Genomic DNA, 15,687 nt, shown 5'->3' on the forward strand with positions numbered 1-15,687 from the left:
TCCTGAAGGGCTATTCAAACAAGTCGGTAAAGGCGTCGGGCGTTGTCATGGAACAGCGCCAGCCGGTCGGTGACGGGGCGGTCGCGAACGATGGTCTTGAAGCCGTCGAGAATCTCGCTCATGCCGTTCACCACGCCATCGACCGGGTAATTGGTGGCGAATGCGCAACGGCTGACACCGAAGATCGAAATCGCGTCGTTGACCACCCCGCGGTTCGCGTCCACCGGCCATGGCTCGCCGGGGAGGCAAATGCCGGAAATCTTCAGCGCGACGTTCGGTTCCCGGGCCAGCAACGCCAGGTTTTCACGCCAAGCCGCCAAACCTTCACGGGAACGGTCGGACGGCAGCGCCGTGTGGTTGACCACGATGGTCACGTCGGGAAAGTCCCTGGCCAACTCGGCCGCTTCCGGCAGATGCCACCAGGGCGCTTGCAGCTCGAAGTGCAGGCCGTGCTCCGCCAACAGGGCGTAGCCGTCCCGCCAGCGTGGATCACGCATCGAACCGGGCGCGGCGAAATCTGCACGCCAGTCTTCACGGCGGATGACCGTCGGTTTGTGGCGTATGCCGCGCACCAACGGGTGTCGGGCGTACTCACGCAACAGGTCGGGGGCGTCTTCGCGGTCGAGCCAGGCCTGGGCCACCATGGCGGCAAGGGTCGGTTCATCTTCGGCCAGCGACTCGACAAAACGCACTTCTTCCAGCGGCGTTGCCGGGTCCCACTCACCCTCGATCAGTACGGTCTGGACAATCCGGTGCGTGCCGGTCAGGCGGCGATAGTCCCGGGGCAGGAAGTTGCGGCAGATCGACGAGTAATCGCCGTAGCGAAACGGCCGCAACGGCCGGTCGTTCAGCCACGGGTAGTAATGGGCGTCGATATCGAAGTAGTGCTGATGGGCATCGACGATGGGCAAGTCGGCGTCATCGCCGCTGGCCAGGAAACGCGCGCGCCAGTCGATGGCCGATGGGTCATTCATGGCGTGTCTCCAGACGGTAGAAACGTTGGGCATTGCCGGCGAACACCGCCTCCTGAACCTCGCGGCCCATGGGCGCAAGCATCGCGGCGACGCCATCGGCGAGGGTGTCGTAGGAGGCGCGCAACCCCGCCACCGGGAAGTTGCTGGCGAACATGCAGCGCTCGGTGCCGAAGATCTCCAGCGCGGTGAGCACCACGATGCGATTGTCCTCGTAGCGCCACGGCGAATCCTTGAGGCCGAATTCCGAAAGCTTGATGTGCACGTTGGGTTGCAAGGCCAGGGCTTCCAGGCCCCTGCGCCAGCGCGCCATGCCCTCGGGGCTGCGGTCCCAGGCGAAGCCGGTATGGTTAAGAGCGATGCGGATCCGCGGAAACATCGCTGCCACTTGCGCCGCTTCCACCAGGTGCCACGGCGGCACGCGCAGGTCCCACGACAAGTCGTAGCGCTCGAGCAGGGCAAAGCCTTCGAGCCATTTCGGGTCCTGCAGGGTACCAGGCGCCCCGGCTATCGAGACGTCCGGCGAGGCCGACGTCACCGGCTTAGAACGGATACCTTTGACCAGCGGCCGGGCAGCCTGGGCCGCGAGGATCTCGGCACTGTCTTGGCGATCGAACCAGGCGTGGGCGACGATCGCGTTGGGGAAACCGTAGCGGGCGTTTACCTGTTCGAGCCAACGGGTTTCGGCGACCTGCTCATCCCGGGCGCGCTCGGCCTCGACATGCACCGTGCCGATCAAGCGTTGATTTTCGGTCAGCGCGAGGAAGTGCCCGGGCAGGAAGTCACGGCGCAGGGAATGGTAGTCACCGAGGAAAAAATCCTCGTGATACTCGTCTTGCAACCAAGGATAGCGGCCCTTGCCGAGGTCCCACAGGTGATGGTGGGCATCGACGATCGGCAGTGCATCCTTGGCTGCGAGGTTGGGCAAGCCGTTGCGTTCATGCAGGGTGATCATGTCGAGGCACTCAACGCGACGCAGTGAGGCGTGCGGGACTGAGCGCGCCATCATCGACTTCGCCGGCTTCGGCTGCGGCCGCCTTGGCCTGTACGCGGCTGCGCAGTTTGGCAACGTTGACCACCACCCGTGTGTGCGCCGCCGTCGCCACCAGTTCCACGTCATCGCGCACTTCGACATTGAAGGTGACGCTGCGGCCTTCGATGCGGGTGACCGTGGCCACGATGCTCACCGACATGCCCAGCAGCGTGGCGCCCACGTGGCGGATATCCACCGCCGCGCCCACGGTATTTTCGCCGTCGTCGAGGAAGGTCAGCAGGTAGTCCAGGCAAGCCTGCTCGATGTCATCCACCAGGCGCGGGGTGGCGTAGATGCGCAAGTCCTCGCCAAGAAACGAGATGGTGCGCGGCGGGTCGACGATCAGCCGGCGTTCGGTGGTTGAGCCGGTTTCCAGGGTGGAGAAATTCATAAGCAACCTCGTGTTTGAGTGTCGACGGTCACGGCGGCGACCGTCGGCAGGGGTGTCAAAAGGTGATTCAGGACGGCAGGAAACCGATGGAGATCCAAGGCACGGCGATCAACACCGCCAGGGCTACGACCAGCGCACCGAGGTACGGCCAGACCCGGCGCATGGCACCGCTCGGATCGACCTTGGCAATGGCGCAGGCGGCATAGAAACCCACCCCGAATGGCGGCGCGAACAGACCCAGGCCCATGGCGAAGATCGCGACCATGGCGTAGTGCACATCGTTGATGCCCATGGTCTTGGCAATCGGGAAAAGAAGTGGCCCGAACAACACGATGGCCGGAATGCCCTCCAGGAAACTGCCGAGCAGAATGAAGGCCACGGCGGAGATAATCAGGAAGCCCCAGGCGCCACCGGGTACGGTCGACATCACCTGCGCCAGTTGGTGGGAGAAGCCCGACTGGGTCAGGGCCCAGGCCATGGCGGTGGCGCTGCCGATGATGATCAGGATCGCGCCGGACAACGACGCGGTGCTGACCAGGATCGGGTACAGGCGTTTCCACTCGAAGCAGCGGTAGCACAGCAAGCCGACAATGAAGGTGTAGGCAACACCGATGGCAGCGACTTCGGTGGCGGTGGCGACACCCTCGACCACCGCCGTGCGGATCACGAAGGGCAGGGCCAGGGCGGGTACCGCCAGCAGGAGCGAATGGCCGATTTCCTTGCCCGAGGCGCGTTTGCCGGTAGAAGCCTCGCCTTTGCGGTTTTTCCACCAGATCACCACCGCCATGGCAATCGCCCCCACCACCGCCGGCATGAAACCGCCGGTGAACAGCGCGGAAATCGACACACCGGTGACCGAGCCAATGGTGATCAGCACCAGGCTCGGCGGAATGGTTTCCGACATCGCACCGGAGGCATTGAGCATCGCCACCAGTTCGTTTTCATCTTCGCCGCGTTTCTTCATTTCCGGGAACAGCGCCGGGGCGATGGCTGCCATGTCGGCCGCTTTCGAACCGGAAATCCCCGAGATCAGGTAGATGGCACCGATCAGCACATAAGACAGCCCGCCGCGCACATGGCCGATCAACGAACACAGGAAGCGGATCATCGCCCGCGCCATGCCCATGGCTTCGATGAGTGCGCCGAGGAACACGAACAACGGAATCGCCAACAGGATCAGGCTGGCCATGCCTTCGTCCATGCGGCCGACCACCAGGGTCAGCGGTGTGCTGGTCATGGTCGACAGATACGCCACGGTGGCCAGGCCGAATGCAACCATGATCGGTACGCCGATGACGATCATGCCCATTACGCCGATCATGAAGAACACGATCAGGTTCCAGTTGCCCATCAGCAGCAGGGTGCCTTCACCGGCCCACAGCAGTGCCGCCAGCGAGCCGAGCATCGCCACCGACACGGTGAAGTCGATCAGCCGCGCGCTGGTCAGCAGCCGTGCGACGCAGGTCAACAGCATCAGGCTCAGGCCGACGGCGATGGCCGACACGCGAAACGCGTTGGGAATTTCCAGGGCGGCGGTGGTGATGATCCATTCATCACTGACGAACTCCCAGGCCGGCGAGAACAGCATGACGATAAAGGTGATGACGATCACCGCGCCAAAGGTGTCGACGAAGGCGCGTTTTTCCGCCGGCAGGCGGGTGATGAACGAGGTCAGGCGCATGTGCTCGCCGCGTCGCATCGCCACCACCGAACCGAGCATCGCCAGCCACAGGAACAGCAGTGAGGCCATTTCGTCGCCCCAGACAATCGGCTGGTTGAGCACGTAGCGGGAGAACACGTTGCAGAACAGCAAGGTGACTTCGAGGATCACCAGCAGCGCGGCGCTGCCCTCGGTCGCCCAGCGCAGGGCGGTGTCGAGGGAGCGGCCAAGGCGCAGTGCGGTGTGGCGTGGGCTGAGTCGTTCAGCAGGAGAAACGTCCGTCATAGGTATCTCGTTTTTCATGACTGTGTCTCCGACTCAGGACAATTGACCCGCGTATTGTTCAAGCAGGTTCCAGGCTTCATCGCCGTATTTCTGTTTCCACTGGGTGTAGAAACCTTTCTTCTGCAAGTCGGCGCGGAACAGTGAGCGGTCGACCTTGTTGAAGGTGATGCCCTGGGCGGTCAGCGACGGCTCCAGGCTGGCGTTGAGGTCGATCACTTGCTGACGTTGAACCAGAGCGGCGGCGTTGATCTGCCGGGAGACAATTTCCTGCACGTCCTTGGGCAGTTTCGGGAAGGTCTTGCCCGAGCCGAGGATCCAGAACCCCCCCCAGATGTGGTCGGTCAGCGAGCAATATTTCTGCACTTCATAGAAACGTGCCGACTCGACCACCACCAACGGGTTTTCCTGGCCGTCGACGACTTTGGTCTGCAACGCCGAATAGGTTTCGTTGATGCTGATGCCGGTGGGGGCGGCGCCGAGGGCGCTGAACATGGAGGTCCACAATGGACTGACCAGCACACGTAACTTGAAGCCGGCGAGGTCTGCGGGCGTGTTGATCGGGCGGGTCGAACTGGTGATCTGGCGAAAGCCGTTGTTCCAGACTTTCTCCATCGGGATGAGCCCGACCTTGGTGGTCTGGGCGCGCACGTAGTCGCCCAGTTTGCCGTCCAGCGCGGCCCAGACAGTTTCATAGTCCTTGAAGGCGAACGGCATGCTCTCGATGGACATCGCCGGCACCAGGGTGGAGAGAATCGCACCGGGCAGGGGAATGAAATCCACCGCACCGGCGCGGACCTGGGACAGCATGTCGGTGTCGCCGCCCATGGAGGCGTTGGCATACACCTGCAGGTCCACGGCGCCGTTGGTTTCGGCCTTGATCGCCTCGGACGCGGCCTTCATCTGTTTGTTCAGCGGATGGGTGTCGGGCAGGCTGCTGCTGTAGCGCAGCACAATGGGTTTGGTCGCGGCAAACACACCGCTGGTGGGCAGCAGGCTGGCGGCGAATGCACCGCCAACGGTGACGCCGGCACCGACCAGGAAAGATCGGCGGCTGACGGCTTCGGTCAAGATACGGCTCATGTTGTTCACCTTTTTGTTGTTCTTGTTGTTCTTTTTGTGGGAGCGATTCGACGGTTCAGGAGGCCAGTGCCAGCACCGCCTTGCTGCGAATCAGGTCATCGATTTCGTCTTCGGCATAACCGCTTTCCTTGAGCACCTCGCGGGTGTGCTCGCCGAGCAGCGGTGCCGGGCGGCTGGTGTGTGGTGGGGCGTTGTCCATGTCGGAAAAGTGAATCGGCAGGCCCATGCCGCGCACGCGGCCTTCGGTCGGGTGCTGGGTTTCCACCACCATGCCCCGTGCCTGGGTTTGCGGGTGGGCGAGGGCGGCGGCGATGTCCAGTACCGGTCCGGCGGGCAGGCCGAGGCTGTCGAACAGCACCATCCACTCATCGGTGGTGCGGGCTACCAGCACTTCGTTGAGGATTTCCACCAGCGCCAGGCGGTGCTGCATGCGCAGGGCGTTGCTGGCGAAGCGCGGGTCGGCCTTGAGTTGCGGAACGGCCAGGGCTTCGACCAGGCGTTCGTAGTTGGCCTGGTTGGCGGCGCCGATGTTGATCCAGCCGTCGGCGGTGCGGAACACTTGGTACGGTGCGCTGGTGGAGTTGGCCGAGCCCATTTTCGGCAGGATGGTGCCATCGGCGAAGTACGCCGCCGCCGGCCAGAACATCTGTTGCAGGCCGGCCTCGAACAGTGAGGTGTCGACCATTTGCCCCAGCCCGGTTTTTTGTTTGGCGGCGTAGGCGGCGCAGATACCGAGCGCGGCGAGGATGCCGGAGTTGATGTCGGCCACCGGCGAACCGGCCTTGACCGGCTCACGCCCGGCTTCACCGGTCATGCTCATCATGCCGCTCATGCCTTGGGCGATCAGGTCGAAACCGCCCTTGTCGCCGAACGGGCCACTGCGGCCGTAGCCGGAGATTGCGCAGTAGATCAGCCCCGGGTTCAGGGTTTTCAGCGTGTCGTAGCCCAGGCCGAATTTCTCCATGGTGCCGGCGCGGTAGTTTTCCGTGACCACGTCGGCGTCCATCAGCAGGCGGCGCAGCACGTCGCGGCCGCCGTCGGTCTTGAGGTTCAGGCCGATGCCGCGCTTGTTGCGGTTGACCACCATGAACGAGGCGGACTCGCCGCTGGCCATAATCGGTGAGAAGCGCCGGGAGTCATCGCCGTCGGGCACTTTCTCGACCTTGACGACATCGGCACCCATGTCGGCCAGCATCATGCCGCAGACCGGCCCGGACATGATGTGAGCCAGTTCTACCACACGCATTCCTGTCAGCGGTCCCATGTCATTTACCCTCGAATTGTGGTTTGGCTTTGGCGATGAACGCCTTGAGACCGATCTGAAAATCGTCGGTGTCGTAGCAGAAGTAGCTGTGATCGATCTGCGCCGCACTGGGCGCCTGGCCGGCTTCGAGCTGGCGTGCGGCCTGGCGGTGCCAGCGGGCGACCAGAGGCGCGCCGTTGGCGATGCGCCGGGCAGTGGCGAGGGTTTCACTTTCGACTTCGGCATCGGCGACGACCCGGGTCACGAGGTTTTTCACGTAGGCGTCCTGGGCATCGAGGATGCGACCTTCGAGAAGGATTTCCAGGGTGGTGGAACGCCCGGCCAGCGCCACCAGCCCGGCCATTTCGTCATAGGACATGACCAGGCCGAGCTTGCCGACCGGCGCCCCGAAGCGGCTGGAGGTGCCGCAGATGCGCAAGTCGCACAGCGCCGCAATCTCCAGGCCGCCGCCGACGCACACGCCGTGGATCATCGCGATCACCGGGTGCTGGCATTGGGCAACCGCGCGCATCGCCGCCGACGTGACTTCGGCATACACGCGGGCTTGAGAACGATTGGCGCGTACGCCTGGAAACTCACCGACGTCGGCACCGGCGGCAAAGGCCTGTTCGCCTTCGCCGCGCAACACCACGCAGCGCACGCTCGGGTCGGCGGACAGTGTGCTCATGACGTCCCCAAGGTCCTGCCACATGGACAGGTTGAGGGCATTCATTTTTCCCGGGTTGCTGAGGGTGACGATGGCAAGGTTGTCCTGCCGTTCGAAAAGGACAGTGGGCTTCATGGTTGTTCTGCCATCGCTGCTTCACGTTTCACCAGAACGTAAGCGTGATTGCGGCGATGGGTTGGCCTCCTGAATTTTTATTGTTGGAAAGCAGGGTGCGGCGGTGCTTACAGCGATTGCCGGAGCATCGTCAGGTAATCCGCGCTGGATGCCTCGCGCGGGTTGGTCTTGTGACTGTGATCGTGCAGCGCGCCCTCGATGATGTGCTCGAACAGGCTTTCGTCGACGCCGATTTCGCGCAGGCGGGTCGGCAGGCCCAGGCGTCGGGTCATGGCTTCGATGGCCGAGCCGATGTTGGCGTCGGCTGCCAGACCCATGGCATGGCGCAGGCGTTCGAGTTTTTGCTCGTCGCGCACGGTGGGGGAGTCGGCGTTGAAGTGCACCACCGCCGGCAGGAATATCGCGTTCAAGGTGCCGTGGTGCAGCTTCGGATTGATGCCACCCAAGGCATGGGACAGGCTGTGCACGCAGCCCAGGCCTTTCTGGAACGCCAGTGCGCCCTGCATCGACGCACTCATCATGTTCAACCGCGCCTGGCGATCACCGGGCTCGGCGGTAGCGCGCTCGATGTGACCCCAGGCGCGCCACAAGCCGTCGAGGGCGATGCCATCGGCAGCCGGATTGAAGGCGGGGGCCATGAAGGTCTCGATGCAATGGGCGATAGCATCCATGCCGGTGGCGGCCGTGAGCATCGGGGGAAGGCCGAGGGTCAGTTCGGGATCGCAGATGGCCACGCGAGGGACAACATAAGGAGAGATGACGCCCACCTTGCGACCGTCGTCGAGAATCAGAATGGCCCCTCGGCCGACTTCGCTGCCGGTACCGGCGGTGGTCGGGATCGCGATCAACGGCGCGGTGGCCGAAGTGATGCGTTCCAGTCCGCCCTCGATCACTGCAAAGCTTTGCAGCGGGCCGTCATGGGTGGCGCACACCGCCACACCCTTGGCCAGGTCGATGGAAGAACCGCCGCCGACCGCGATGATGCCGTCGCACTCGCCAAGGCGGTATTGCGCGACCGCTTCACGCACGGCGTGTTCGTTCGGGTTGGGTGGGGTCGCGTCGAAGATTGTGTAAGGGCGGTTGGCGCCGAGGGCGGCGATGACCTTGTCGACGATGCCGGCATTGCGCACGCCCAGGTCGGTGACAATCAATGCACGGGTGATGCCGGCCCGTTCGGCTTCGGCGGACAGATGCTGCAGGCTGTCATAGCCGAACTGGATTTTGGTGACGTAATTGATGAGGGACATGATTCACCACAAGTTATACAGGATTGTTATTGTCGCAATCGGTTCGCGGCGCCAGCGCGGTGGCGCTATGGTCAAACCCATTGCATTGCCTGACTGTGGAGCGGACTATAGGGCCGTCGTGGTGACCCCGATACTGACAACTTTCGATACCTCTATAACTTTTAGTTAACCCTGATGACGCCCTCACTCAACTCGATCATGTCCCGCTTGCACATCAAGCAATTGCGCTTGTTGATAGCCCTTGATGAGCACGGCTCCTTGCTGGGCGCGGCCAAGCAGGTGGCCCTGACCCAGCCCGGCGCCAGCAAGGCACTGCAGGAAATCGAAACCACTTTCGGCACGTCGCTGTTCACCCGTACTAACCGCGGGCTTGAGCCAAACGATGCCGGGCGCTCGGTGATTCGTTACGCGCGGTTGATCCAGACCGATCTTGCGCACCTGCGCGAAGAGATCATCGGCATCATGAGCGGCGAGGGCGGGCGGGTGTCGGTAGGCACCATCATGGGCGCCGTGCCGCTGTTGACCACGGCGATCAGCCGGGTGATCGCCGACAACCCGAAAATGTCCGTGGAGATCGTCGAAGACACCAGCGCCGCGCTGCTGGGCCAGCTCGACGCCGGACGGCTGGACCTGGCGATCTGTCGCACCACCATCAGCACCACGCCCTATCTGTATGAGAGCGCGACCTTCGTCGAGGAAACCCTGGCGGTGATCGCCAGCACCCAGCATCCATTCGCCTATGCCAGGAGGCTGACGTTGAAGGATCTGGTGGATTATCGCTGGGTGGTCTACCGCGCCAACATGCCCATGCGCCTGCTGCTGGAACGGGAGTTTCACGAAGCCAACCTGCGCTTTCCGGTGCACTTGCTGGAAACCACGTCGGCCTTTGCCACGCTGTCGTTGTTGCAGGAGAACCCGACGCTGGTGGCGCTGGTCTCCACCGACGTGGCGAACTTCTGTTCCGGCAACGGCTTCACCACCACGCTGCCGCTGGCCATTACCTCGCGCAGCGAGCCGTATGAGCTGGTTTCGCGCAAAGGCGTACCGGATTCGCCGGCGGCCAGGCTGCTGCGCCAGGCGTTGTTGAACCCAACCTGATCCGCTGCTTTTTGCTTTAGCTGAGCCTTTGCGCAGTGAAGGGGCGGCGCTAGAGTCAGAGGCGCATTTCAGGGGACTTCAGGCCATGTACAGTGCGCTGGACATACCGGGCGGCGCTCGGCAATTTCACGACCGGATCTATGCCGGGGAGATCATTCGCGTCACTGACTTGCCGGCCATGGCAGCGCTGGTGGCGGTCGCCCGTGAGTTGCTCGAGGAGGCGCTGCATCCGTGGTCGCCACAAGCGATTCATCGTCACCTGAGCCACAGCGAGCAGACCGTACGTTTTTCCCAATGCCAGAACGCTTTCGCCAGCGCAGCCGACATCCAGCGGTGCTGGCAGGCTGTCGTCGAGAGTATCGGGATTGACCTGGACGCCCTGGCTTGCGATCGCTTGCACCTGCGTTTTCAGCCACACCGTGAACCGCAGCACGTCGCGCCACGCGCCCGCACCACGGCCACCATCGCCTTTCACCGCGACACCTGGGGCTCTAATCTGTATGCCCAGACCAATTGGTGGGCACCGATTTATCCAATCACCACGGGGCGCACCTTCGCCTTGTATCCGGCGTTGTGGCAGCGACCGCTGCTCAATTCCAGCGCGGATTTCGACATGCAGGCGATTTTGCAACGCTCCCATCGCGACGGTCGCAACGCGGTGGATGCCGACGAGGCCATCCCGCATCTGCTGGAGGCGATCGATCCGCAGCAAGGCATTGCCGTCGATATCGCACCGGGCAGCCTGATTGCCTTTTCGGGCGCGCATGCCCATGTCGGCGTCGGCAACAGCAGCGGATTGACGCGGGTCTCCTTCGAAACCCGCTCGATTCTGATCGACGATCTGCGGACCGGATCCGGGGCGCCCAATGTCGACGGCCGTGCACCGTGGATGACGCCAGGGCTGTTTCGGCGTTTGAGCGATGCCAGGCGCTTGAACGAAATCCTCGGTTGCGGATTTATCGAGCCCTATATCCGGCCCTGAAGCCGTTGGATCCTTGTGGGAGCGAGCCTGCTCGCGAAGAGGGCGTTTCAGTCGACATCAATGTTGTCTGATACATCGCATTCGCGAGCAGGCTCGCTCCCACAAGGGGGCTGGTGAGGCATGAAATCGCCTGTTCAATTCAAACCGGGATAGCCGTTTGTCAGGTGTATCGGTATGCTCAGCGCGCTGCTTCAATGCCGATGATCAACCACCACAGTGATGTTATGAGCCAATCTGAATCGCGTGCGAATGTTCTAGCGCTTTATCCGGAAGACTCCCGCGAGGCGGCGGCGCTGCTCAAGCAAGCCGTTCCCCTGATGGTTCGCCACAATATCCCGCCCAATCCGGTGCATTACGCGCTGTGGTACACCTACAGCAAAGGCCAGGAACCGGAACTCAATCGCCATCTGGACCGCGTTGTCAGAGACTTCGACGGTTGCCCGCCGGAATCCGCGACCCGGTTGTTTCGCGAGTACATCATCCGTGACGAGCTGGAAGATGCCCGCGCGGAGCAGCAACAGGTCATCTCGCTGGTCGATGGCATGGAACGCGATGTTTCGCGCAGCGTCAGGGGCAGTGTCCATTTCCAGAATCGACTCGGGGAGTGCCTGGAGATGCTTGAGGAACCGGTCAGCGATCGTTTGCCGGGCATCTTGAACGAACTGCAGCAGAGCACCCGGTTGATGCAGCGTCAACAGGAGCAGTTCCTTTCCCAACTGCACTCGGCACAAAACGAGATCAAGACGTTGCGCGACAAACTCGAGCGTGCGCAACAAGCGGCGACGCTGGATGGCTTGACCGAGCTGCTGAACCGGACGGCCTTCACCCGCTTGCTGGAGCAGGCGTTGGCCAAGGGCACCGCACGTGTGGCGCTGGTGATGCTGGATATCGATCACTTCAAGCAATTCAACGATCAATACGGTCACCCGTTGGGCGACCGGGTATTGCAGCATGTCGCTCAGGTGCTGCGTGGTGCGCTGGCGCCCAACGCCTTTGCCGCACGTTACGGCGGCGAAGAGTTCTGCGTGGTGCTCGAAGACTGCGCTGATCTTGACCACGCCTGCGCCTTCGCCGAGCTGTTGCGCCTGAAGGTCCAGTCGTTGCGGATCAAGGCGCGGGGCACCGACACCGTACTCGACACCATCACCGCGTCCTTCGGCGTGGCCTTCGTGCAACCCGGCGACAACCTGGAAAGCCTGCTGACCCGTGCGGATGACGGGTTGTACCAGGCCAAGCGCAACGGGCGGAACCGGATGTGTGCCATGTAGAAAGCCCCGACAACCGCGTTCTCCTGACCTGACCCGATTACCTGTGGGAGCGAGCCTGCTCGCGAAAGCGGCCTGGCATCCGCCATCGTTGGTGACTGATACAGCCCCTTCGCGAGCAGGCTCGCTCCCACATATCGGTTATTGACCCTCCACACTACGTGGCAATCCCAGGGGATTGAGCTCACGCAGTGCTTGCGGCAACAACGCGTCCGGGAATCCCTGGTACGTCACCGGGCGCAGGAAGCGTTCGATGGAGGTCATGCCCACCGAGGTGAAGCGGCTGTCCGACGAAGCCGGGAACGGTCCGCCATGAATCGTCGCGAAAGAAACCTCCTGTGGATGGGCGAAGGCGTTGACCACGATCCGTCCTGTGCGCCGCTCCAGCACCGGCAACAAGCGCCGGGCCAGTTCCATGTCTTCTTCCTCCAGATGCAGCGTCGCGCTGAGCTGACCGCGAAGCGAGCGGGCGACCGCAAACATCTGGGCCTCATCCCTGGCCTTCACCAGCAGTGCCGCGGGCCCGAAGACTTCATGGGCCAATGCGTTCTCAGCCAGGAAACGCTGGCCGTCGACTTCAAGCAATGCTGATCTTCCATCAAGGTCGGCATGGGCCACCGAGCCGATGGCAACCAGGGTTGCGCCGGCGCTTTGCAGCTGGTCGAGGCCACTGAGGTAAGCCCCGTGAATCCCCGGCGTCAGCATCGGCCGCGCCGGTGCATCGGTCACGCGTTTGACCATGGCGGTACGCAAGGCTTCGAAGCCCGGGCCTTCTACCGCGATCAGAATCGCCGGCTTGAGGCAGGCCTGGCCCACATTGACCAGCATGCGTTCGACAAAACCGTCACCGATCTGCGCGCCTCGTGCGGCGAGTGCCTGGGGCAGGATGAACGTCGGGTTGACGCTGGTCATCTCGGTAAACACCGGGATCGGGTCAGGGCGCAGTTGCGCGCGGCGATACAGGGCCATGCCGCCCTGTTCGGAGCCGGTGAAGGTCACGGACTTGATCAACGGATGGTCGACCAGGGCTTCGCCAATGGCGTTGCCGCCGCCACGCACCATGGAGAACACGCCTTCCGGCAAGCCGCTTTCCTGCACGGCCTTGAGGATGGCCCGGGCCTGGATTTCCGAGGAACCCGGGTGAGCGTTATGGGCCTTGACGATGACGGTTGCGCCCGCTGCCAGTGCCGAGGCGGTATCGCCCCCGGCCACCGAGTAGCTGATGGGGAAATTGCTCGCCCCGAAAACGGCCACCGGGCCGATGGCGATTTTCTGCAGGCGGTGATCCATGCGCGGACGTGGCTGGCGATCGGGCTGGGCCGGATCGATGGCCAGATGCAGAAAACGTCCTTTGCGAACGACATCGGCGAACTGACGGAACTGGGTGGCGGCCCTGGCGACTTCGCCCAAAAACTGGGCCTCGGGCAAACCGGTTTCCAGCGCCGTGCGTGCCGCCAGTTCCTGGCTCACGGCCTCGAGATTGTCGGCGATGCGCTCAAGAAACGCCGAACGCTCGGCAAGCGAGGTATGGCTGTAATGGTCGAATGCCTCATCGGCAAGGTTCGCCGCCAGGTCGACATCAGCGATGCCGCCGAAGGCGAAATCCGGCTCGATACACTGATTGGAGGCGGGGTTGAGCGCCTTCATGGTGCCTTCGCTGGCAGGGATTTCACGGTTGCCGATCAAGAGGTTTCCAGTCAATTTCATGTTGGGTCTCACGGCTGCAGGGTGGCGATGAGTTGCTCGGTCGTCACAATCGAATGGGCGAAAGTAGGACCGTTCAACTCATGGGCGGCGTGCATCATTTCCGGTTTGAACGCGGCGGTAGCATCGCGCACCAGGGTGACGTGGTAGCCCAGTTCCTGGGCGTAACGGGCGGTGGCTTCGATGCAGGTATTGGCCAGCAGACCGACGATGATCACGTGGGTGATGCCTTTTTGCTTGAGGCGAAAATCCAGGTCGGTGTTGGCAAAGCCGCTTGAGCCCCAATGCTCCGAGGCGATGATGTCGCCTTCCTTCGGGGCGAAATCAGGGTGCCATTCACCACCCCATTCGCCACGGGCGAAGTGGTGCATGTGTTGGATCTTGCATTGGGAAGGACTTGGGTGATCCCAGTTTTCGTAGTCACCTTTTTCCCAGCGACGGTGCGGTACGATGACCACCTGAATGTCCAGGGCGCGAACAGTGCGATCCAGGGCTCGCAGGTTATCGAGCAGGTCGACCTGTTCGGCGATCGGCTCGATCAAGGGAAAGACCCGGCCACCTTCGGACAGGAAATCGTTGTAGGGATCGACCAGCAGGTAGGCGGTGCGATCCAGCGGGTAGGCAGCGTTCGACATGACGAATTCTCCAGAGAGGTTGGCTGACCTGTGCCAAGGGCTTGCCCCGGCATGGCGTAGATATGATAATCATAGTTACTGTAAAAGAGGCAAGCCTGCATGGCCGTAAAAAAGAGTAGTCCCGAAACTTTGTGCCCGATTGCACGGGCCGAAGACATCGTCGGAGATCGATGGACGGTGCTGGTGTTGCGCGAGTTGTTCATGCGCAACCATCGATACGACGAGATCCAGGCGCAGACCGGAGGTACGCCGCAGATGGTCGCTGCGCGCTTGAAAAGCCTGGAGTCGGACGGGATGGTCGAGCGTCGCCCCTATAACGAACGGCCGCTGCGTTACGAATATCACCTGACCGCCAAGGGCGAGGCGTTTTACTCGGTGGTGCTGGCCCTGCGTGCCTGGGGAGAGACCTGGTGCAAATCGCAGGAGGAAGGGTTGGCGGTGCGTTATACCCATCGGACTTGCGGTCAATCCGCCGGTTTGGGGCCGCTGTGCGAGCATTGTGGAGAGTTGCTACGCCGTGAAGAACTGATCAGCGAGCCTTCGGCGGCCTATGTCCAGGAGCGACAGGCACGGCGTGAAGCGTTCAAGGAAAAGTGAGGACATCAGCACGGTTTTTTACTATTCGTTCGAATAATAGTGACCATCACCCATCACAAGTTCTGTTGTTTGCGACAAACAAGGAAAATCGCGCCTACCTAAAACGCTTCCCCAGGAATTGGCGCGATGAACATGATTTCCCGACTGGCTATTGCCGCATCCTTGCTGTTGTCGGGCTGTGCTTCTACCCCTAACGACCCGACCCTGACCTTACAGACGAAAAAGGCGCCCGCGGATTACGCGCAGTGCGTCTTGCCGAAACTGCAGGAAGATTCGCTGAACGCGACGGTCTCGGAAACCCAGCGCAGCTATCGAATTGTGGTGGCGAGCAAGGTCACGGCGAATGATGTGCTTGAGGCTTACAAAACGTCAGAGGGCGGCAAGGTGTACTTGTACGAACGCGCGCTGCTGGCGTCGACGTTCGGTGCTTCCTCACTGGAGCGTGCTGCACAGGCATGCCTGTAAGCGCCGACAAAAAAGACCCGTTTCATCCCTTGGACACGTTCTTGCCGGACGTGTCTGGACGGGCATTTGCAGCCGATTTTTCTCCAGCCATTTTCTTGATTGAACACCTGTTCATTTCGGTTGCATCGAGGCCCTGCCCATCGATATAGTGGCAAAATGATATCAACTATAAATCACTTGCCAGCAGGGCGGCTGCACTCACATTTTTGCGCGGGCTGTGCTGGCTGAC

The 15,687-nt window shown here is 62.2% G+C and carries 15 protein-coding genes; 5 read left to right on the forward strand and 10 right to left on the reverse strand.

Annotated elements, in window-relative coordinates; translation table 11 throughout:
- Positions 1–14 precede the first annotated feature (14 nt).
- From AC07ZE_RS12240 to gbd, 8 genes are all read right to left on the reverse strand, one after another.
- The gene (locus AC07ZE_RS12240; protein WP_207264874.1) at positions 15–974 is read right to left on the reverse strand and encodes an amidohydrolase family protein; all 960 of its coding nucleotides are present in this window, start codon (positions 972–974) and stop codon (positions 15–17) included.
- Complete coding sequence (locus AC07ZE_RS12245) at positions 967–1,926, reverse strand: amidohydrolase family protein (protein WP_207264876.1); 960 nt, start codon at positions 1,924–1,926, stop codon at positions 967–969. The genes AC07ZE_RS12240 and AC07ZE_RS12245 overlap by 8 nt, the downstream gene beginning before the upstream one ends.
- 10 nt (positions 1,927–1,936) lie before the next feature.
- On the reverse strand, positions 1,937–2,395 hold the full coding sequence (locus AC07ZE_RS12250; protein ID WP_137805222.1) for a thioesterase family protein: 459 nt from the start codon (positions 2,393–2,395) through the stop codon (positions 1,937–1,939).
- 67 nt (positions 2,396–2,462) lie between these two features.
- Complete coding sequence (locus AC07ZE_RS12255) at positions 2,463–4,340, reverse strand: TRAP transporter large permease (protein WP_259331950.1); 1,878 nt, start codon at positions 4,338–4,340, stop codon at positions 2,463–2,465.
- A gap of 33 nt (positions 4,341–4,373) precedes the next feature.
- Positions 4,374–5,420: a TRAP transporter substrate-binding protein gene (locus AC07ZE_RS12260; protein WP_207264880.1), complete on the reverse strand. Its 1,047-nt coding sequence runs from the start codon at positions 5,418–5,420 to the stop codon at positions 4,374–4,376.
- Positions 5,421–5,475: 55 nt separating this feature from the next.
- Positions 5,476–6,684, reverse strand: coding sequence for a CaiB/BaiF CoA transferase family protein (locus tag AC07ZE_RS12265; RefSeq protein WP_207264882.1), 1,209 nt, complete (start codon positions 6,682–6,684; stop codon positions 5,476–5,478).
- A gap of 1 nt (position 6,685) precedes the next feature.
- On the reverse strand, positions 6,686–7,465 hold the full coding sequence (locus tag AC07ZE_RS12270; RefSeq protein ID WP_207264884.1) for an enoyl-CoA hydratase-related protein: 780 nt from the start codon (positions 7,463–7,465) through the stop codon (positions 6,686–6,688).
- Between the two features lie 107 nt (positions 7,466–7,572).
- Positions 7,573–8,712, reverse strand: coding sequence for a 4-hydroxybutyrate dehydrogenase (gene gbd / locus AC07ZE_RS12275; protein ID WP_207264886.1), 1,140 nt, complete (start codon positions 8,710–8,712; stop codon positions 7,573–7,575).
- Positions 8,713–8,886: 174 nt separating this feature from the next.
- Between gbd and AC07ZE_RS12280 the strand changes: the two genes are divergently transcribed.
- The 3 genes from AC07ZE_RS12280 (at position 8,887) to AC07ZE_RS12290 (ending at position 12,060) form a co-directional block, all read left to right on the forward strand.
- A complete protein-coding gene (locus tag AC07ZE_RS12280; protein ID WP_095193647.1) occupies positions 8,887–9,810 on the forward strand; it encodes a LysR family transcriptional regulator in 924 nt (307 codons plus the stop codon).
- 85 nt (positions 9,811–9,895) lie between these two features.
- Positions 9,896–10,792: a hypothetical protein gene (locus AC07ZE_RS12285; RefSeq protein WP_207264888.1), complete on the forward strand. Its 897-nt coding sequence runs from the start codon at positions 9,896–9,898 to the stop codon at positions 10,790–10,792.
- A gap of 224 nt (positions 10,793–11,016) precedes the next feature.
- Positions 11,017–12,060: a GGDEF domain-containing protein gene (locus AC07ZE_RS12290; RefSeq protein ID WP_207264897.1), complete on the forward strand. Its 1,044-nt coding sequence runs from the start codon at positions 11,017–11,019 to the stop codon at positions 12,058–12,060.
- Positions 12,061–12,198: 138 nt separating this feature from the next.
- On the opposite strand, the gene AC07ZE_RS12295 is transcribed toward AC07ZE_RS12290, so the two are convergent.
- Together AC07ZE_RS12295 and AC07ZE_RS12300 are read right to left on the reverse strand one after the other, a co-directional pair.
- Complete coding sequence (locus AC07ZE_RS12295) at positions 12,199–13,764, reverse strand: aldehyde dehydrogenase (NADP(+)) (protein WP_207264899.1); 1,566 nt, start codon at positions 13,762–13,764, stop codon at positions 12,199–12,201.
- Positions 13,765–13,772: 8 nt separating this feature from the next.
- Positions 13,773–14,396, reverse strand: a complete 624-nt coding sequence (locus AC07ZE_RS12300; RefSeq protein WP_207264902.1) for a cysteine hydrolase family protein — start codon at positions 14,394–14,396, stop codon at positions 13,773–13,775.
- A gap of 99 nt (positions 14,397–14,495) precedes the next feature.
- On the opposite strand from AC07ZE_RS12300, the gene AC07ZE_RS12305 reads away from it, so the two are divergent.
- Complete coding sequence (locus tag AC07ZE_RS12305) at positions 14,496–14,993, forward strand: winged helix-turn-helix transcriptional regulator (RefSeq protein WP_207264904.1); 498 nt, start codon at positions 14,496–14,498, stop codon at positions 14,991–14,993.
- Positions 14,994–15,119: 126 nt separating this feature from the next.
- A complete protein-coding gene (locus AC07ZE_RS12310; protein WP_207264906.1) occupies positions 15,120–15,458 on the forward strand; it encodes a hypothetical protein in 339 nt (112 codons plus the stop codon).
- Positions 15,459–15,687 lie beyond the last annotated feature (229 nt).

This window comes from Pseudomonas sp. GW101-3H06, from assembly GCF_059424605.1.